This window comes from Paraburkholderia sp. SOS3 (assembly GCF_001922345.1).
Classification (GTDB): Bacteria; Pseudomonadota; Gammaproteobacteria; order Burkholderiales; family Burkholderiaceae; genus Paraburkholderia.
On sequence record NZ_CP018811.1, the window covers coordinates 1,647,868 to 1,664,931 of the forward strand.

Annotated in this window: 19 protein-coding genes and 1 other RNA gene; 9 read left to right on the plus strand and 11 right to left on the minus strand. The window is 66.4% G+C overall.

From position 1 onward, the window contains the following. Positions 1 to 9: 9 nt before the first annotated feature. Both BTO02_RS07580 and BTO02_RS07585 read left to right on the plus strand, forming a co-directional pair. A complete protein-coding gene (locus BTO02_RS07580; RefSeq protein WP_075156525.1) occupies positions 10 to 426 on the plus strand; it encodes a DNA polymerase III subunit chi in 417 nt (138 codons plus the stop codon). Positions 427 to 590: 164 nt separating this feature from the next. Next, entirely contained in the window at positions 591 to 1,109 is a 519-nt protein-coding gene (locus tag BTO02_RS07585; RefSeq protein WP_075156526.1) for a DUF2486 family protein, read from the plus strand. A 66-nt stretch (positions 1,110 to 1,175) separates the two neighbouring features. Here BTO02_RS07585 and BTO02_RS07590 read toward each other — a convergent pair whose 3' ends face one another. Together BTO02_RS07590 and ilvD are read right to left on the minus strand one after the other, a co-directional pair. Beyond that, a complete protein-coding gene (locus BTO02_RS07590; RefSeq protein WP_075156527.1) occupies positions 1,176 to 1,514 on the minus strand; it encodes a c-type cytochrome in 339 nt (112 codons plus the stop codon). Between the two features lie 204 nt (positions 1,515 to 1,718). Then, positions 1,719 to 3,392 (minus strand): dihydroxy-acid dehydratase, encoded by a 1,674-nt coding sequence (ilvD, locus tag BTO02_RS07595; RefSeq protein ID WP_075156528.1) that lies wholly within the window; start codon positions 3,390 to 3,392, stop codon positions 1,719 to 1,721. Between the two features lie 179 nt (positions 3,393 to 3,571). On the opposite strand from ilvD, the gene BTO02_RS07600 reads away from it, so the two are divergent. Continuing rightward, positions 3,572 to 4,609, plus strand: a complete 1,038-nt coding sequence (locus BTO02_RS07600; RefSeq protein WP_075156529.1) for a LysR family transcriptional regulator — start codon at positions 3,572 to 3,574, stop codon at positions 4,607 to 4,609. A gap of 7 nt (positions 4,610 to 4,616) precedes the next feature. Next, positions 4,617 to 5,522 carry a prolipoprotein diacylglyceryl transferase gene (gene lgt / locus BTO02_RS07605; RefSeq protein WP_075158676.1) on the plus strand — a complete coding sequence of 302 codons (906 nt, stop codon included), beginning with the start codon at positions 4,617 to 4,619 and terminating at the stop codon, positions 5,520 to 5,522. Between the two features lie 194 nt (positions 5,523 to 5,716). Here the strand turns inward: lgt and BTO02_RS07610 are convergent, their stop codons facing one another. The 5 genes from BTO02_RS07610 to BTO02_RS07630 all read right to left on the minus strand — a co-directional run bounded on the left by BTO02_RS07610 (position 5,717) and on the right by BTO02_RS07630 (position 8,137). After that, positions 5,717 to 6,451, minus strand: coding sequence for an SIMPL domain-containing protein (locus BTO02_RS07610; protein ID WP_075156530.1), 735 nt, complete (start codon positions 6,449 to 6,451; stop codon positions 5,717 to 5,719). A 151-nt stretch (positions 6,452 to 6,602) separates the two neighbouring features. Further along, a complete protein-coding gene (locus tag BTO02_RS07615; RefSeq protein ID WP_075156531.1) occupies positions 6,603 to 7,073 on the minus strand; it encodes an EVE domain-containing protein in 471 nt (156 codons plus the stop codon). A 123-nt stretch (positions 7,074 to 7,196) separates the two neighbouring features. Then, a non-coding RNA gene (gene ssrS, locus BTO02_RS07620) (6S RNA) lies at positions 7,197 to 7,378 on the minus strand. Between the two features lie 85 nt (positions 7,379 to 7,463). Further along, positions 7,464 to 7,778 (minus strand): cell division protein ZapA, encoded by a 315-nt coding sequence (locus tag BTO02_RS07625; RefSeq protein WP_075156532.1) that lies wholly within the window; start codon positions 7,776 to 7,778, stop codon positions 7,464 to 7,466. Then, on the minus strand, positions 7,775 to 8,137 hold the full coding sequence (locus BTO02_RS07630) for an ATPase (protein WP_075156533.1): 363 nt from the start codon (positions 8,135 to 8,137) through the stop codon (positions 7,775 to 7,777). The genes BTO02_RS07625 and BTO02_RS07630 overlap by 4 nt, the downstream gene beginning before the upstream one ends. 696 nt (positions 8,138 to 8,833) lie before the next feature. Between BTO02_RS07630 and BTO02_RS07635 the strand changes: the two genes are divergently transcribed. The 5 genes from BTO02_RS07635 (at position 8,834) to cobC (ending at position 13,365) form a co-directional block, all read left to right on the plus strand. Further along, complete coding sequence (locus BTO02_RS07635) at positions 8,834 to 9,847, plus strand: FecCD family ABC transporter permease (RefSeq protein ID WP_075158677.1); 1,014 nt, start codon at positions 8,834 to 8,836, stop codon at positions 9,845 to 9,847. After that, positions 9,847 to 10,800: an ABC transporter ATP-binding protein gene (locus tag BTO02_RS07640; protein WP_075158678.1), complete on the plus strand. Its 954-nt coding sequence runs from the start codon at positions 9,847 to 9,849 to the stop codon at positions 10,798 to 10,800. The genes BTO02_RS07635 and BTO02_RS07640 overlap by 1 nt, the downstream gene beginning before the upstream one ends. 22 nt (positions 10,801 to 10,822) lie before the next feature. Continuing rightward, positions 10,823 to 11,875, plus strand: coding sequence for a nicotinate-nucleotide--dimethylbenzimidazole phosphoribosyltransferase (gene cobT / locus BTO02_RS07645; RefSeq protein ID WP_075156534.1), 1,053 nt, complete (start codon positions 10,823 to 10,825; stop codon positions 11,873 to 11,875). A 156-nt stretch (positions 11,876 to 12,031) separates the two neighbouring features. After that, a complete protein-coding gene (locus tag BTO02_RS07650) occupies positions 12,032 to 12,790 on the plus strand; it encodes an adenosylcobinamide-GDP ribazoletransferase (RefSeq protein WP_075156535.1) in 759 nt (252 codons plus the stop codon). Then, complete coding sequence (cobC, locus tag BTO02_RS07655; RefSeq protein WP_075156536.1) at positions 12,775 to 13,365, plus strand: alpha-ribazole phosphatase; 591 nt, start codon at positions 12,775 to 12,777, stop codon at positions 13,363 to 13,365. The genes BTO02_RS07650 and cobC overlap by 16 nt, the downstream gene beginning before the upstream one ends. A 4-nt stretch (positions 13,366 to 13,369) precedes the next feature. Here the strand turns inward: cobC and BTO02_RS07660 are convergent, their stop codons facing one another. From BTO02_RS07660 to cobU, 4 genes are read right to left on the minus strand one after another with little or no spacing between them, the layout of a single operon-like run. After that, positions 13,370 to 14,353 carry a cobalamin-binding protein gene (locus BTO02_RS07660; RefSeq protein ID WP_083615222.1) on the minus strand — a complete coding sequence of 328 codons (984 nt, stop codon included), beginning with the start codon at positions 14,351 to 14,353 and terminating at the stop codon, positions 13,370 to 13,372. 4 nt (positions 14,354 to 14,357) lie between these two features. Continuing rightward, positions 14,358 to 15,410, minus strand: a complete 1,053-nt coding sequence (gene cobD, locus BTO02_RS07665; protein ID WP_075158680.1) for a threonine-phosphate decarboxylase CobD — start codon at positions 15,408 to 15,410, stop codon at positions 14,358 to 14,360. A 49-nt stretch (positions 15,411 to 15,459) separates the two neighbouring features. Next, complete coding sequence (gene cbiB / locus BTO02_RS07670) at positions 15,460 to 16,395, minus strand: adenosylcobinamide-phosphate synthase CbiB (RefSeq protein ID WP_075156537.1); 936 nt, start codon at positions 16,393 to 16,395, stop codon at positions 15,460 to 15,462. 3 nt (positions 16,396 to 16,398) lie between these two features. Continuing rightward, positions 16,399 to 16,974, minus strand: a complete 576-nt coding sequence (gene cobU / locus BTO02_RS07675; protein WP_075156538.1) for a bifunctional adenosylcobinamide kinase/adenosylcobinamide-phosphate guanylyltransferase — start codon at positions 16,972 to 16,974, stop codon at positions 16,399 to 16,401. Between the last annotated feature and the right edge of the window lie 90 nt (positions 16,975 to 17,064).

Genomic DNA, 17,064 nt, shown 5'->3' on the forward strand with positions numbered 1-17,064 from the left:
GCCCCAGGCATGACGCGCATCGATTTTCATTCGAACGTCGGCGACTCGCTGCTGTACGCGTGCCGCCTCGTGCGCAAGGCGTATCAGGCCGGCCAGCCGCTCGTCGTGCTGGCCGAGCCGCCGCGTTTGCGCGCGTTCGACGAGCAGTTGTGGACCTTCTCGCCGCTCGATTTCGTGCCGCACTGCATGGCCGGTGCCGCGCTCGCCGCCGATACGCCGGTCGTGCTGGCCGCGAATCTCGACGACGCGCCGCATCACCAGATCCTGCTCAATCTCGGCGCCGCAGTCCCCGCGCAGTTCGCGCGCTTCGAGCGCCTGCTCGAAGTGGTCGGCAACGCGCCCGACGAACTCGCGGCAGGGCGCGAGCGCTACCGGTTCTATCGCGATCGCGGCTATGCGCTGAACAACTACAAGCAGGGCGGCTAACCGCGGCGCGTCGGCGGTCACCGGGTCCGCAAGTTGCAGCCGCGGCGTGACGGGCGGAACTTGCCCGCCTATCCCGAGTCCTGAATAACAGGCCAGTCGTCATCTTCGTCCCGCCGGGCCTCGGTTCGGCTCATCGGTTCGTCCGACTTATTGACGGAGCACCTATGTCCCATTCGAACGAGTCTTCTTCTCCCGACGCCATTCCCGTCCTCAGCGAGGTGATCGTGCAGGGCGACCCCGCGCAGGGGCGCGATGTGCCCGAACTCGTCGACATCTTGCCCGACGAGCCCGGGTTTGCCCAGCCGCCGGCCGCGGAGCGCGACACGGCGTCGCCGTATGCCGCGGCCGAGCCCGCTGCCGCTGCGTCTCAGGCGCAAGCCGCATCCTCACCCGCACCCTCGTCCGCACCGGCTGCGGCCATGGCGCCCGCGCCCGCCGCGCTGGCGACGCCGGACTACGACGCGAACCTGCTTGCCGAACGGCTACGCGGCCGCTTCGCCAGTTTCCTGACCGGCGAAGGGCGTACGCTGATCGAAGCGCGTTGCCGCGACGCGATCCAGGAGCACAACACATGGCTCGTGGGCCAGGTCACGCGCGAAGTGGCGATGCTGCTGGAAACGGAAGTCTCGGTCTGGATTCGCGAGGCGATCCGCGAAGAGTTGAAGCAGCGCGGCGACGTGTAAGCCCGAGGCTGAACCTGAAGAACCCGCACGCGCGCATCCATACCGCGTGCCAGGCGCCCGCGCGAATCACTTGAGCGTCAGAATCCAGCTCGCAAGCTGCGCCGCCTGGTCGGGTGTGACTTGGGTATTGGCCGGCATCGGCACAGCGCCCCAGACGCCCGCGCTGCCTTCGAGAATCTTGCGCGTCAGGTATTGATTCGCATCGCCGCGCGTCGAATAGCGCTCGGCGATGTCGTTGAGCGAAGGCCCGAGAACGCGGCGCTTGACCGCATGGCAGCTCATGCAGTTTTCCTTTTGCGCGAGCATGAGGCCCGTCGACGCCTCCGCGCGGGCCGCGGCGGGTCCGATCAGAACGAAAGCCAGTGCGCCTGCCAACCCCATTGCCGCATACGACTTCGATTTCATGCTGGTCTCCGCCGGTCACGTTGCGCGGCGTGTTGCGCGCGCACATTTGCGTATCGTTTTGCTCGTACCGGGTGGTGGCCCGATTATAAAAGCAAAGGGGCACCCGGAACCTCTCCGGAGTGCCCCTTAGTCTTCAGGCGGGGTGTGCGTGCTGCGTGCGTGGCCTCGGGTCGAGCCCACGCCCGGAACGCGCGTGGCTCGCGTTTAGCCCGTGACGGCGCCCTTGTTGGCCGGCTGGGCGAGCGCCGCGTACTTCGCGAGCACGCCGCGCGTGTAGCGCGGCTTCGGCTGCTTCCATGCGGCGCGGCGGCGTTGCAGTTCCGCGTCGTCGATGTTCAGCTGCAGCAGCAGCTTGTGCGCGTCGATCGTGATCGAATCGCCTTCCTGTACGAGCGCGATCGTGCCGCCGACGAACGCTTCCGGCGCGACGTGGCCAACCACCATGCCCCACGTGCCGCCGGAAAAGCGGCCGTCGGTGATGAGCCCGACCGATTCGCCGAGACCCTTGCCGATAATCGCGGAAGTGGGCGCGAGCATTTCAGGCATGCCCGGGCCGCCTTGCGGGCCGAGATAGCGCAGCACGACCACGTCGCCGGCCTTGATCCTGTCGGCGAGAATCGCGTCCATCGCGCTTTGCTCGTCGTCGAACACGCGCGCCGGACCCGTGATAACCGGGTTCTTGAGCCCCGTGATCTTCGCGACCGCACCGTTTTCCGCGAGGTTGCCCTTCAGGATCGCAAGGTGGCCTTGCTTGTAGAGCGCCTTGTCGATCGGGAAAATCACGTCCTGGTCGGCACGCGGCTTCGACGGCACGTCCTTCAGTTCTTCAGCGAGCGTGCGGCCGGTAATCGTGATGCAGTCGCCGTGCAGCAGGCCCGCGTCGAGCAGGATCTTCAGCACTTGCGGGATGCCGCCGGCCTGATGCAGATCGGTGGCGACATACTTGCCCGACGGCTTCAGGTCGCAGATAACAGGCACGCGCTGGCGGATGCGTTCGAAGTCTTCGATCGTCCATTCCACTTCGGCCGCGTGTGCGATCGCGAGATAGTGCAGCACCGCGTTCGTCGAGCCGCCGGTCGCCATGATCAGCGAGACCGCGTTCTCGATCGACTGCTTCGTGATGATGTCGCGCGGCTTGATGTCCTTCTTCACGGCTTCGACGAGCACACGCGCCGATTCGGCGGCCGAGTCGACCTTTTCCTGGTCCGGGTTGGCCATCGTCGACGAGTACATCAGCGACATGCCGAGCGCCTCGAACGACGAGCTCATCGTGTTCGCCGTGTACATGCCGCCGCACGAGCCCGTGGTCGGACAGGAGTTTTTCTCGATGCCTTCGAAATCTTCCTCGGACATGCGGCCCGCGGTGAATTCGCCGACGGCTTCGAACGACGAAACGATCGTCAGCGCCTGGCCCTTCCAGTTGCCCGGCTTGATCGTGCCGCCGTACACGTAGATGCCCGGCACGTTCGCGCGCGCGAGGCCGATCATGCCGCCCGGCATGTTCTTGTCGCAACCGCCGACCACCACGACGCCGTCCATCCACTGACCCTGCACGCAGGTCTCGATACAGTCCGCGATTACTTCGCGCGAGACGAGCGAGTACTTCATGCCCTCGGTGCCCATCGACATGCCGTCGGAAATCGTCGGCGTGCCGAAAATCTGCGGGTTCGCGTCGGCGCCCTTGACCGCGGCGACGGCCGCGTCGGCGAGACGCTGCAGGCCGGCGTTGCACGGCGTGATCGTCGAGTGGCCATTGGCGACGCCGATCATCGGCTTGTCGAAGTCATCCTTCTTGTAGCCGATGGCGTAATACATCGAACGGTTCGGCGAGCGGGCGACGCCTTGCGTGATGTTCTTCGAACGACGGTTGTACGACATGGGGAGCTCCATCCGGTTTGTTGTGTGCGGCGCGCCGGCAGGTGCGCTTGCACCGGTGAATCGGGCGTCAATGCAGTGTAGGCCGGGCGCGTCGCGCAAGAATGCAGTTTCCCCGAAAGAATGTCCAATATATTATTGATGGCTCATTAGGTCGTAAAATGTATTAATTGAGGCTGCCCATGTCCGTCCCGGCCATTCCCGATCTGCGCCAGCTCCGTTACTTTGTCGCGGTCGCCGAGGAGAAACACTTCGGCCGCGCGGCGGCGCGCTTGTCGATGACCCAGCCGCCGCTGTCGCAGGCCATCCGCGCGCTCGAAGAAACGCTCGGCGTCGAACTGTTCGCGCGCACGAAGCGCTCGGTCGAACTGACGCCGGTCGGCGCCGATCTGCTGCCCGAGGTGCGGCGGCTGCTCGCGAGCGCCGAAGCGTTGCGGCCGCTCGCGCAAAGTCTCGCGCGCGGCGAGTCGGGCGGACTGTCGCTGTCGTTTGTCTCGACGGCCGATTACGGTTTGCTGCCGCCGTTGCTGCGCGACTTCGGCGTGCGTCATCCGCGCGTGCGGCTGCAACTGGCCGAGGCGACGAGCGACGTGCAGTTCGAGGAACTCGTCGCCGGTCATATCGATGCGGGCCTCGTGATCGGCCCGCTGCCGCCGCGCTACGCGACGCAGCTATCGTGGCTTTCGATCGCGCGCGAGCCGCTCGTGATCGCGATGTCCGCGCAACAGGCGGCGCGTATCGAAGCGGGCAGCGGCGGCGTGGCGTATGAAGCAGGCGAGCAGGCCGCCGACCTCGCTGCGGCCGTTCCCGAATGGCGCGACACGCCGATCAGCCTGCGCGATGCCGCCGATGCGCCGCTCGTGATCTTTCCGCGCCGTTTGGCGCCGAGCTTTTATGACATCATTATGGATTGCTACGGCGTCGCCGGACTCACGCCGCGTATCGGCCAGGAGGCGATCCAGATGCAGACCATCGTCAGCCTCGTGTCGGCGGGCATGGGCGTCGCACTGGTGCCGCAATCGTTGCGTAATCTGCGGCGCACCGGTATGGTCTACCGGCCGTTGACCGAAGCCGTGCCTGCCATCGAAACGGGGCTCGTCTGGCGCACGCAGGCGGTCAGCCCGGTGCTCGCCGGTTTCATCGAAATCGCGCGTGCGCATGCCCGGCATCTCCGAAACTTCGGCGCGCCATCCGAATCTGTCAGAACCGAACTCCGATAATCACACGATGCTCATTCACCCGAATTTCGATCCCGTCGCCATTCATCTGGGTCCGCTCGCCGTGCGCTGGTACGGCCTCATGTATCTCGTCGCGTTTATCGCGGCGATCGTGATCGGCCGTTTGCGGCTGCGTCTGCCGCATGTCGCCGCACAAGGCTGGACCGCAAAAGACATCGACGACATGCTGTTCTACGGCGTGCTCGGCACGATTCTCGGCGGCCGGCTCGGCTATGTGCTGTTCTACAAGGCGAGCTTCTACTTCGCGCATCCGCTCGACATCTTCAAGGTGTGGGAAGGCGGGATGTCGTTTCACGGCGGCTTTCTCGGCGTCGTGATCGCGATGACGATCTTCGGCTGGCAACGCAACCGCACCTGGCTGCAGGTGACGGACTTCGTCGCGCCGCTCGTGCCGACCGGTCTCGCGGCCGGGCGCCTTGGCAACTTCATCAACGGCGAGCTGTGGGGGCGCGTGACCGAGCCGTCCGCGCCGTGGGCGATGCTGTTCCCGGGCGCCGCGCCCGACGACGCCGCGTGGCTTGCCGCGCATCCGGCGCAAGCCGCGCAGTGGCATCTGAACGAGGTGTTCGCGCAATATCATCTGCTGCCGCGCCATCCGTCCGAACTCTATGAAATCGCGCTCGAAGGCGTCGCGCTGTTTTTCGTGCTGATTCTGTTCTCGCGCAAGCCGCGGCCCGTCGGTGCGATATCGGCCGTGTTCCTGATCGGCTATGGGCTCGCGCGCTTTACCGTCGAATTCGCGCGTGAACCGGACGACTTCCTCGGCTTGCTCGCGCTCGGCCTGTCGATGGGGCAGTGGCTGTCGCTGCCGATGATCGTCGCCGGCGTCGCGTTGCTTGTATGGTCGTATCGGCGCGCGGGCCGGCACGCGCAGCAAACGGTCAACGCGGGTTGAGCTTGATGAGCGGCTTACCCGCGCGGCTTACTCGCGCGTTACTGCGCGGCTTACCGCGCGAGGTTGCTGCAAAACGCGAGTGAAATGAAGAACGCCACGGCATGCCGTGGCGTTTCAGTTTTCTACAAGACGCGGCGCGACGCATGCGTTCAAGCATCACGCGAGCGTCGAAACATGTGACGACAGCACGTCGATCACTTCATCTGGACCGACCCCGATACATTGACCGTCACCGTCGACGTGCCGCCTTCGAGCGGCACCGGCGGGGCCATCTTCGCATCGGCGGACATCGCGCGCGCGCTCATCATCATCACGGGCCGCGGCGCAATCGAGCCGCCATGTCCGACGTTGACCTCGCGAATCGTATAGCCGCTATAGCCGAACGCTTGCGCCGACGACGCGGCCTGCTTGCGGAACGACTCGATCGCCTCGCCGGTCAGCTTCTGCTCGGCCGCGCGCTGTGCTTCCGGCGACAACGAGAACTGGACGTTGCCGACCTGCATGGCCGGCGCCATCTGACCGGCGAGCTTCGACGCGGCGGCGAAGTCGTGCGATTCGAGCACGACCTCCGTGCGTCCGCGCCATGCGGAAATGCGGCCGTCGCGATCGGTCGAAGGGAAGATCGAGAACGAACCGGTGCGCGCGGTCACGCCCGATACGCCCTTCGCCTTCTGCAACGCGGCATCCGCGCGCTGGTTCAGTGTGGTGGTCAACGTCGACGGGTCGCTTGCTTCCTGCTCGTAGAACAGCGTGATGTCGACGACGTCCTGCGGCACTTCGGAACTCGCCTGCGCATTGAGCGACAGCACGCCCGACGGTTGATAAGGCACGACGGTTTGCGCGTGCGCCGCGCCGGCTTGAAGCGCGATGACGAGAGGGACCGCACAGCGTCCGGCAACGGCCCATGCGAGCCTGGTTTTTGTGGTCATGGGTTCGACTCCTTGGTTAGGCGAGGGCGCAAGCGCGCATGCGGCGATGCATGCGGATGCGGCAATGCGATTGCATGCATGCGCATGCGAGCTTGCAAGTCCCTTGCGATCCCGTTAGGCGGTAACCTCGCCGATCTGGTTCCCGAACGCGTCACGCGGCTGGCTTCGCGAGCCGCCGGGTAATGAACTTCCACTGCGCGTCCGTGACCGGCGTGATGGACAATCGGTTGCCTTTGGCGAGCACGCGCATATCGGCGAGTTCTTCGTGCTCGCGCAACGCGGCTAGCGGAATCAGCTCGATCTTCTTTTTGAACACGACATCGACGAGCATCCAGCGCGGCGTTTCCCGCGACGACTTCGCGTCGTAGTACGGGCTCTTCGGATCGAACTGCGTGGGGTCGGGATAGGCCGTCGACGAGACTTCCGCAAGCCCCGCGATACCGGGCTCGGGACAGCTCGAGTGATAGAACAGCACGCCGTCGCCGATCTGCATGATGTCGCGCATGAAGTTGCGTGCCTGATAGTTGCGCACGCCGGTCCATGGCAGCGTGTGCTTCTTTGCGTTGGCGAGATCGTCGATGCTTGCTTCGTCCGGTTCGGACTTCATGAGCCAGTAGCGCATGTGTCGTATCAGTCCAATGAGTTGGCCCATGAGCGATTCGATAACCGCGCACCCATACCGGGGCACCGATAACGAGGCACCAATGAAAAACGGCACCGGACGATTGTCCGATGCCGTTCGAAATAGGTCCCCGCCTTAGCCGCTAGGCCGGCATCCTGAACCGGAGGTTCAGAATTGGTCGCAGTTAGCAGCACTTCGGGTACATCAGACAGAGTGACGCGCACGCCCGTGCTACAAATTTCCGCAACCGTGCACATGGCATTGGTTCAAGGAATATATGACCTTGGCGAACCAGGCAGGGAAGCTTAAAACCGGTGAAGCTTAAAGATGCTTGGAGAACACTGCAATGACCATCGCAACAAGCGCCTTGGTGAACACTGCGGTGAAACCTCAATGAGCGCTGTACTGCTCGATCACTGTGTCGAGCTGCTCATTCATCTGCGCCATTGTACGCCGGATTTCCTCGGCGGGAAAAGATTCTCCGTGACGAACACTCGTTTGCAACTGAAGCAGTTCCGATGCCAGCGAAAGCGCCGCCATCACGGCGATGCGGTCCTGACCGCGCACGTTGCTGCTCGCGCGAATTTTCGACATTTCGGCGTCGACGCGTGCGACCGCTTCGAGCAGTTCGGCCTCGGTTTCCGGCGAACAGGCAAGACGATACACCTGGCCGAGAATCGACACTTCGATCTGCTTCGTGGTCATGCGTTTTCTCCGTGGCGGGTCACGTCGCTGTGCGCGTTTTCGTGCTCATCGTGTTGCTCGGGGTTGAGCAGGTCGAGCTGATTATCGGGCTCGGCATGTGCACGCGCACGCGGCAGTTTTTCGAGGATGGCGTTAAGACGCACCTGTGCGTCGTCGATCTTGGCCGACAGCGTATCGCGTTCGGCTTGCAACGCGTTGCGCTCTTCGCGAAGCTGTTCGAGTTCGGCGCGTGTCGCATCGCATTCGGCGCGAGCGTTGGCGAGCTGCGCTTCGAGTGAGACGCGTGCTTCCTGATGCCGCTGGCTGATCTGGATCAGGCGGCCGATGTTCTTTGACAGGGTTTCGAGTTCGGTGAGCATGGGGCTGCGTCCTCTAGAGACCCCGCATTTTAGCGCGGAATGCACGACGATCGGGCATTTGTCTCGTTTCGAGACGTAACAGCAGCGCTTTCTGCGGTTTTTGCTCGCATTGCGTGTCGTCGAAGCGGACCGCGCGATGCGTAAAACACTGAACGTATACGCGTTTTCTGCATGAAGCAACGTTCTATGGGACTGAGGAATGGGCCGTTGCGGCAGCGTCGACCGAGTCGGGCCGCGCGGAGAACAGCGTTCTGCCGGCGCACGCAAAGCGGGCGACCGTTAGCGAAACGATGCGCCAATCCCTTCGTCCTGCCGACCTATCGCATCCGCTTTGCACACCCGTGATGGTCACCGGCGACCGCCGATCCGCGACAATCGCGTACGCCCATCCATCGCCGCGATATTCCGGTTCGCGCCGCGCAAACCGTTACTATCTCGGCTACGGGCAGCGCCAGGGGCGAGCGGTGGAAGGCGGTTGCAAGCCGTTCCGGCGCATCGCGGCACGGCGGCGCGCGGCATAATCCGACGCGCCGCATGGTCTGACGCGCAGCATGGTCCGACCGTGAGCGCAAATAAACGGAACCCGTTCGACAACGATGATGAATTCGCCTACACGCATCACCCTCGCCAGCGCATCGGCCCACCGTGACTGATCTCGCGCAAACGAATCGTTCGGCGCAGACGGTTGCGCATGCAATGACCTCGCGCCGCGCGGCCGCGATCTGGGCCATGCTCGCCGCGCTCGCACTGATTATCTTCGTCGCTTCGCTTGCGCTCGGCAGCGTGTCGATCGCGCCCGCGCGCGTGCTGGCGGCGCTCGTACCGGCGCCCGCATCCATGCATGGCGCGCCGGCCGATGTCGCCGGCGAGATTGTCCGCAGCTTGCGGCTGCCGCGCGCGCTGGCCGGCTTTGCATGCGGCGCACTGCTCGCGCTCGCAGGCGCGCTGCTGCAGGTGCTGTTGCGCAATCCGCTTGCCGAGCCTTATGTGCTCGGCGTCTCGGGCGGCGCCGCGACCTTTGCGCTGTTCGCGATGATGGCCGGCTGCGCGTGGTGGGTCGTCGATGCCAGCGCATGCGCCGGTGCGTTCGCGTCGATCCTCTTCGTGCTCGGGCTCGCGCGCGGCGAACTGTGGCGCGGCGAACCGCAGGACACGTCGCCGCGACTGCTGCTGACGGGTGTCGTGATCGCCGCCGGCTGGGGCGCGGTCATCACGCTGCTGTTGACTGTCGCGCCCGAAAGCCGCCTGCGTGGCATGCTGTTCTGGCTGACCGGCGACCTGAACGGCGGCGCGCTGCCGTGGGCCGCGCTTGCGGCCGCAGTGCTCGCGATGGCCGCGATCGTGCCCGTCGCGCCGCAACTGAACGTGCTGTTGCGCAGCGATGCGGCCGCGCGTGCGCTCGGTGTGCCGGTCGTGCGCTTGCGCCTGCGCGTCTATCTCGTCGCATCGCTGGCGACGGCCGCGGCCGTGACGACCGGCGGTACGATCGGCTTTGTCGGTCTCGTCGTGCCGCATATGCTGCGGCTCGCATTCGGCAACGACCAGCGCATGCTGCTGCCCGCGGCCGCGCTCGGCGGCGGCGCCGCGGTGATGGGCGCGGACCTCGTCGCACGCACGGCGATCGCGCCCGCGCAATTGCCGGTCGGCGTGATCACCGCGCTCGCGGGCGTGCCAGTGTTCCTCTGGATGCTGTTGCACAGGCGGCGATGATGAAGACCGATTCGAACGCAGCGTTCGCCGCCTCGCTCCGCGCGCAGCATCTGACCTTGCGCACGGGCACGCGCACGCTCGTCGACGACTTCACGCATGTGTTTCATCCGGGCGAGATCTGGTGCATTGCCGGGCCGAACGGCGCGGGCAAGACGACCTTGATCGCGACGCTCGCGGGCCTCGTGCGCCCGGCTGCCGGCCATGTCGAAATCGACGGCACGCGCGTGGCCGACTGGCCATCCGCGCGTCTCGCGCAACGTCGCGCGTTGATGCCGCAAAGCGTGCACGACGCGTTTAGCGCGAGTGTGCTCGACATCGTGTTGCTGAACCGTTTTCCGCATCTGATCGGCTGGGGCTGGGAGCGCGCCGACGATCGCGCGGCCGCCCAGGCGGCGCTCGCGCTATTGGGCCTCGCGGACTTCGCGCGGCGCGACGTGCTGTCGCTGTCGGGCGGCGAGCGCCAGCGTGTGGCGCTGGCGGCCGTGCTGTGCCAGGATGCGCCGCTGCTGTTGCTCGACGAGCCGCTTGCGCATCTCGATCTGCATCATCAGATCGACTGTCTCGAAGCGCTCACCGCATGGACGCACGCGACGGGCGACGTGAAGCGTGAGGAGAAGCGCGAAGGGCAGCACGAAGATCAGCACGAATGGCAGCGCGCCGACCACGGCAACGACCACCGCGCGGCGCGCACGATCCTCTTCTCATGCCACGACCTCAATCTCGCCCGCCGCTTCGCGACGCACGCACTGCTGCTCGACGGCCGCGGCAGAATCGACGCCGGCCCCGCGCGCGACGTGCTGACGCCGGAACTCGCGAGTCGCGCGTTCGGCTATCCGCTCGCGCTGATCCGCGACGGGGACCACGAAGCGCTGGTTCCCGCGCTGCGGCCCTACACTGGAGCCCGCGCGATGCCGCCCATCACGCGCGCCGGCAACACACCGACTTCCCATTGACGATCCTCACCCGATTCCATCCATGAAACACGCGTATTTCCCGCCGTCCGTCGAAGCGCTCGATCAAACGATGCGTGCCGAACTGCAGCACATCATCGATACGAAGACGAAGCCGCCCGGCAGCCTCGGCCAGCTCGAAGCGCTCGCGCTGCAAATGGGCCTGATCCAGCGCACGGCGCGTCCGCGCATCGAACGTCCGGTGATGATCGTGTTCGCTGCCGATCACGGTGTCGCGGCAGAGGGCGTGAGCCCATATCCGCAGGAAGTCACCGCGCAGATGGTGCTGAATTTCCTTGCGGGCGGCGCGGCGATCAATGCGCTCGCCGCAGTCGCGGGCGTGACGCTCGAAGTCGTCAACGCGGGCGTGGCGACGCCGCTTCCGCCGGCGGCGCAATTCGTCGATATTCCGGTCGCACGCGGCACGCGCAATTTCGCCAACGAGCCGGCAATGACGCGTGACGAAGCACTGACCGCGCTGCAGGCCGGCGCGGCGCGCGTGCGGCATCACGCGTCGCTCGGCACGAACGTGATCGGCTTTGGCGAAATGGGGATCGCGAACACGTCGGCGGCTGCCTGCGTGATGAGCCGGCTCTGCGCGCTGCCGATCGATGCATGCGTCGGGCGCGGCACCGGTCTCGACGACGCGGGACTCGCGAAAAAGCGCGACGTGCTCGCCGCCGCGCTCGAACGTCATACGAACGCGCGCGAACCGCTCGATGTGCTCGCGACCTTCGGCGGCTTCGAGATCGCGATGATGGCGGGCGCTTACGTCGCGGCGGCGCAGGCGCGCATGACGATTCTCGTCGATGGCTTTATCGCCAGTGCTGCATTGCTCGTTGCGCTCGCGCTGGCGCCGGCCGTGCGCGACTACTGTGTGTTCGCGCACGCGTCGAACGAAACCGGGCATCGGCGCATGCTCGACCATCTGGGCGCGAAGCCGTTGCTCGCGCTCGACCTGCGCTTAGGCGAAGGGACCGGTGCGGCGCTTGCCGTGCCGCTCCTGCGCGCGGCCGCCGCCTTCATCAACGAGATGGCGAGTTTCGAATCGGCGGGTGTGGCGAATCGCGATGCGTGACCAGCCATACACCGGCGGCTCGCAAGAACGGTCGCAGGAGCGACGGCACGAACGGTCGCACGAATGCGTGCATGAGCGAACCCGCGAGCGGACCCGTCGATGCTCGCCCGGCATGCGCACGCGCACCGAATCGTACGAAGGCGAAAGTGCACGACGATGAATCCGCTCGCTGAACTGCGTTACTTTTTTACCGCGCTCGGTTACTTCACGCGCGTGCCGGTGCCGCGCTGGGTCGGCTACGAGCCGCACTATCTGAACGGCGCGGCGCGTTATTTCCCGCTGGTCGGCGTGATCGTCGGTGCGCTCGGCGCGCTCGTGTATCTCGCGGCGCTGCGTTTTTTTCCGCCGGGCATCGCCGTGCTGCTGTCGATGGCCGCGACGCTTTTCGTGACCGGCGCATTTCACGAGGACGGCCTTGCGGATTGCATCGATGCGTTCGGTGGTGCCTATTCGCGCGAAGATGTATTACGCATCATGCAAGACTCGCGCATCGGTGCTTTCGGCGCGATCGCACTGGTGGTTTCGCTCGCGCTGAAATGGCAGACGCTTGCGGTATTGCCGCCGTTGCGCGCAGCGTGGCTGATGCTTGCCGCGCATGCGGCAAGTCGCGCGTGTGCGATCAGCTACCTCGTCACGCTCGATTACGTGCGCGCCGAAGGCAAGGCAAAACCGGTCGCGCGGCCGATGACGCATGGCGCGTTTGCGTGTGCGCTGGCGTTAGGCGTGCCATGGATTTTCTGGCCCGACTGGCGCGAAGGTTGCTTGGTCGCCGCGGTGCTGTGCGCGCTGCGTATCGCGCTCGGCCGCTATTTCGTGCGGCGCATCGGCGGTTATACCGGCGATTGCCTCGGCTTCGCGCAGCAGGTCTTCGAACTGGCTATTTATCTGACGGGGGTCGCATGGATGTGGTCCTGATTCGTCACCCGGCTGTCAATGTCGATGCGGGTATCTGTTACGGAAACAGCGACGTGCCGCTCGCGGACGGCCCCGAGACGTCGGCCGAAGCGATCGCGGTGCGCCTCGCCACCTTGCAGGTGCCTGCGCCGCGCGTCGTGCTGACGAGTCCGCTCACGCGCTGCGCGACGGTTGCCGCGGCGCTGGCGGGCAACTTCGGCTGTACCGCGAGCAGCGACGACAGTCTGAAGGAGATGGACTTCGGTACGTGGGAGTTGCAGCGCTGGGACGATATCGATCGCGCGCTGATCGATGCGTGGGCTGCCGATTTCGAAGGCGCGCGCGTGCATGGCGGCGAGAGCGTCGCGCAGTTCGTCACGCGTGTGCGCAGCTGGTTCGACGTGTACGAGCAGACGCGCGAGCTGAGTCCCGCGTATGTGGTCACGCATGCGGGCGTGATGCGCGTGATCGCGGCGCTGACGTTGAGGCTGACGGTGGACGTGTGTCTGCAATGGGCGCTCGATGCGAGCGCCGTCGTGTGGTTGAGGCGTAACGACGAGACGATGAAGTGGGCGATCGTGCGGTGGAATGCGTGATCGACTATCGAGGTCTGCGCGAGCGCGCGATGTCGAGGTCTTCGCACAGTTGCGCCGCGCCTTGCGCAAGACGCGGCGTGGGGCGGTTGATCAGATCGCCGTCGATGGCAAAGAGGTTGTCGCGCGCCACCGCTGTGATCGCGGGCCATTGACGCCAGCTGTCGAGTTGCGGCAAGGCCGTATTCGATGCGGTTGCGCCCGGCGCCGCGGTGACGATCGCTTCGGGATTCGCGGCGAGCACGGCTTCGGTCGATACGGTCGGCACCAGCGGTTCGAGCTGCGCGAACACATTGCGTCCGCCGCATAGCGCGATCACGTCGCTGAGCAGGTGCGTGCCGTTCAGGGTCATGAGCGGGCGCTCCCACACTTCATAGAACACGCTGACCGGCGGCTTGCCCGCGTAGCGGGCGCGCAAGCGCGCGATGTTCTTCCGGTAATCGTTTGCGGCCTCGTTCGCCGCGGACGATGTGCCCAGCAGCTCGCCGAGCTTCGTCAACGTGGTTGCGACATCGTCGAGATGGCGCGGCTCGCTGAAAAAGAGCGGCACATGCAGCTCGCGCAGCTGTTCGATCTGCCGTTGCGCATTGCCGTGCCGCCACACGACGATCAGGTCGGGCCGCAGCGCGACGATGCGTTCGAGATCGAGCGCCGTGTTGTCGCCGACGCGCGGCAACTGCTTCGCTTCGGGCGGGTAATCGCTGTAGCTGACCGCGCCGACGATCGTTGCTGCGCCGCCTGCCGCGTAGAGAAGTTCGGTCGTGTGCGGGGCGAGGCTGATGACGCGTCGGGCGGGCGTCGTCAGCGTGACGGTGGCGCCGGTGTCGTCGGTAACGGTGATGGGCGCTGCGGCGGCGATCGCGGTGTGCGCGACCGCGACCGCGATAGACGCGATAGACGCGATGCGCGCGGCGCAGGTGGCGCGCGCCGCCAGCACGGCGCGAGAGCAAACGCTCGTGAACGCTGACCCGCGCGATGGCCGCACGCGCATGACTTTATCGCGACGCATGCGTATCGATCTCGCGCACACTTTGCGCTAGCGCGAGTTCGAGCCGCGTCCATCCGTCTTCCGTCGCGGGCAGCCCGACGCGTACGCTCGCCTGCTGCGCGAAGTAACGCGTCCAGATGCCGCGTTGCGCGAGCGCGCGATGCAACGCGTGCGCGCGAGTATCGGCGCTCCAGGCGAAAAGCGGCGTCGCATGCACGCTCAGACCTTGCGCATGCAACAGCGCGGCGAGTCGCGCGCCGTCCTCGGCGAGCCGCGCGCGCATTTCGCATTGCCACGCGGTATCCGCAAGCGCCGCCGCTACCGCATGACGCGCAGGCCCGTTCACGGTCCATGCACCGAGCGTTGCGCGCAGCGCGTCGAGCAGCGCGGGCGCCGCCAGCACGAATCCCGCGCGCGCACCGGCGAGGCCGAAGAACTTGCCCGGCGAGCGCAGCACGACGAGTCCCGGCCGCGCAGTGAACGAGGCGAGCGACGCCGACGGCGCGGGCATCGCATCGGCGAACGCTTCGTCGACGAGCAAGGTGCCGCCGCGTGCCGACAATTGCGCGTGCCACTCGAGCAGCGTGTTCGCGCTCGCGTAATCGGCGGTCGGATTATTCGGGTTCACGATCACCGCATGCGTGATTGCGTCGGGCGGCGCGGCGCGCGTCGCATCGAGCGGCGCGATTTCGTGTCCCGCGCGCGAGAAAGCCGGCGCGTACTCGCTGTAGGTCAGCGGCGCGATGCCGGCCGTCGCGCGCGGCAGCAACGCGGGCAGCGCGCGAATCGCCGCCTGGCTGCCTGCTACGGGCAGTACATGCGATGCGTCAGGCGCGCCATAGTAGCGCGCGGCCAGTGCGGCGAAGCCGTCGCCGTCGTCGGGCAGGCGGCGCCACGCGTCGGCCGGAACCGGCGGCACCGGATAGCCGTGCGGATTGATGCCCGTCGACAGATCGAGCCACGCCTCGTACGGAATGCCGTAGAGGCCCGCGGCTTCGTGCAGGTTGCCGCCATGGGTGATCGGGGAAGCGGGGGTGTCGGTCATGGAGTCGGTCAACATGTGCGGCGCGCTGGTGAGCATGTACGGCATGTACGGCATGGACGTATCGCTATGCCTGGAACGGCACGCTCGTCAGCGCGAGCACGATCAGCACGGCGAGCCACAGGATTTCCGTGCGCTCGACAAGCGCAAGCGCGGCATGCACGTGCGTGGCGCCCGGCGGTTCGCCCGCGCCCAACGTCGGCCGCCGCTCGACTTCGCCGTTATAGACGGCCGGCCCGCCGATCAGCACGTTGAGGCTCCCCGCGCCGGAGGCCATCACCGGGCCCGCGTTCGGGCTGTCCCAGCGCGGCGCCTGCTCGCGCCAGCAACGCCAGGCGGTGCGCGTATCGCCGAGCAGCGCGTAGCTCGCGGCAGTCAGACGCGCGGGCGCCCAGTTCAGCACATCGTCGATGCGTGCGGCGGCCCAGCCGAAGCGCAGATAACGCGGCGTGCGGTAGCCCCACATCGCATCGAGCGTATTCGCGAGACGAAACGCGAGCGCACCGGGGCCGCCGAACACCGCGAACCAGAAGAGCGCGCCGAACACGGCGTCGTTGCCGTTTTCGAGCGCCGATTCGACGGCGGCGCGCGCCAGCGCCGGTTCGTCCGCGTGTGCGGTGTCGCGCGACACGATCCGCGACGTCAGTTCGCGCGCCTCGTCGAGATCGCGCCGCCCGAGTGCCAGCGCGATCGGTGCGATATGCTCGCGCAGGCTGCGCGCGCCGAGCGCGAACCACAACAGCGCGACGTGCAGCACGCAGGCGAGCGTCAGCGGCAGAATCTCGACGAGCAGCCACGAGACCGCGACGGGCGGCACCACGGCCAGCATCCAGGCGGCGAGCCCCGCGGGGCGGCCGCGGCGGCCCGTGTTGTAGTGGGCTTCGAGCCGCATCGCGAGGCGGCCGAATGCTTCGAGTGGATGATGGCGGCGCGGCTCGCCCAACCAGCGGTCGACGATCATTGCGGCGGTCGCGCACGCGGCGATCAGAGGCATCGACAGCATCGTTCAACGGCCCTTTGCGTGCGGCGACGCTTCGTTCGGAACGGCGCCCTTCAGCGCCAACGGCAAACCCGCGACCATCAGCGTAACAGTCGACGCGCGTGCGGCGATGCGCTGATTGAGCCGGCCGAGTTCGTCTACATAGAGCCGTGTCGCCGCGCCAAGCGGTACGACGCCAAGCCCGATCTCGTTGCTGACGACGATCACTTTCGCTTGCGCGGCGGCCAACGCCGCATCGAGTGCGTCAAAACGCTGTGGATAGTCCGCGGCAGGCGCTGCGCCATCGGCGGGGCACAGAAGGTTGGCGAGCCACAGCGTCAGACAGTCGACGAGGATGCAGTGACCGGGCGCATCGGCGGCGCCGAGCGCGGCCGCAAGGTCGAGCGGCGCTTCGACGATGCGCCAGTGCGCGGGCCGCCGTGCGCGGTGCAGTTCGACGCGCGCGGCGAATTCGGCGTCGGCAACGCGTGCGGTGGCGATATAGGTGACGGGGCACGCGCTGTCGCTCGCGAGCCGTTCGGCGTGCGCGCTCTTGCCCGAGCGCGCGCCGCCGACGATAAAGGTGACGTCCGGTGAAATCATGCGCGTGATTGTACCGGCGCGATGCAATAATGCGGCCTTCGCCCTGTTTGTTTTCAGTGCGCGACGCGTCGCCGTCGCGCGCACTGCCTC

Coding starts and splice junctions, on each gene's coding strand:
- BTO02_RS07580 (WP_075156525.1), top strand. CDS start 10: ATGACGCGCATCGATTTTCATTCGAACGTCGGCGACTCGCTGCTGTAC.
- BTO02_RS07585 (WP_075156526.1), top strand. CDS start 591: ATGTCCCATTCGAACGAGTCTTCTTCTCCCGACGCCATTCCCGTCCTC.
- BTO02_RS07590 (WP_075156527.1), bottom strand. CDS start 1,514: ATGAAATCGAAGTCGTATGCGGCAATGGGGTTGGCAGGCGCACTGGCT.
- ilvD (WP_075156528.1), bottom strand. CDS start 3,392: ATGTCGTACAACCGTCGTTCGAAGAACATCACGCAAGGCGTCGCCCGC.
- BTO02_RS07600 (WP_075156529.1), top strand. CDS start 3,572: ATGTCCGTCCCGGCCATTCCCGATCTGCGCCAGCTCCGTTACTTTGTC.
- lgt (WP_075158676.1), top strand. CDS start 4,617: ATGCTCATTCACCCGAATTTCGATCCCGTCGCCATTCATCTGGGTCCG.
- BTO02_RS07610 (WP_075156530.1), bottom strand. CDS start 6,451: ATGACCACAAAAACCAGGCTCGCATGGGCCGTTGCCGGACGCTGTGCG.
- BTO02_RS07615 (WP_075156531.1), bottom strand. CDS start 7,073: ATGCGCTACTGGCTCATGAAGTCCGAACCGGACGAAGCAAGCATCGAC.
- BTO02_RS07625 (WP_075156532.1), bottom strand. CDS start 7,778: ATGACCACGAAGCAGATCGAAGTGTCGATTCTCGGCCAGGTGTATCGT.
- BTO02_RS07630 (WP_075156533.1), bottom strand. CDS start 8,137: ATGCTCACCGAACTCGAAACCCTGTCAAAGAACATCGGCCGCCTGATC.
- BTO02_RS07635 (WP_075158677.1), top strand. CDS start 8,834: ATGACCTCGCGCCGCGCGGCCGCGATCTGGGCCATGCTCGCCGCGCTC.
- BTO02_RS07640 (WP_075158678.1), top strand. CDS start 9,847: ATGAAGACCGATTCGAACGCAGCGTTCGCCGCCTCGCTCCGCGCGCAG.
- cobT (WP_075156534.1), top strand. CDS start 10,823: ATGAAACACGCGTATTTCCCGCCGTCCGTCGAAGCGCTCGATCAAACG.
- BTO02_RS07650 (WP_075156535.1), top strand. CDS start 12,032: ATGAATCCGCTCGCTGAACTGCGTTACTTTTTTACCGCGCTCGGTTAC.
- cobC (WP_075156536.1), top strand. CDS start 12,775: ATGGATGTGGTCCTGATTCGTCACCCGGCTGTCAATGTCGATGCGGGT.
- BTO02_RS07660 (WP_083615222.1), bottom strand. CDS start 14,353: ATGCGCGTGCGGCCATCGCGCGGGTCAGCGTTCACGAGCGTTTGCTCT.
- cobD (WP_075158680.1), bottom strand. CDS start 15,410: ATGTTGACCGACTCCATGACCGACACCCCCGCTTCCCCGATCACCCAT.
- cbiB (WP_075156537.1), bottom strand. CDS start 16,395: ATGCTGTCGATGCCTCTGATCGCCGCGTGCGCGACCGCCGCAATGATC.
- cobU (WP_075156538.1), bottom strand. CDS start 16,974: ATGATTTCACCGGACGTCACCTTTATCGTCGGCGGCGCGCGCTCGGGC.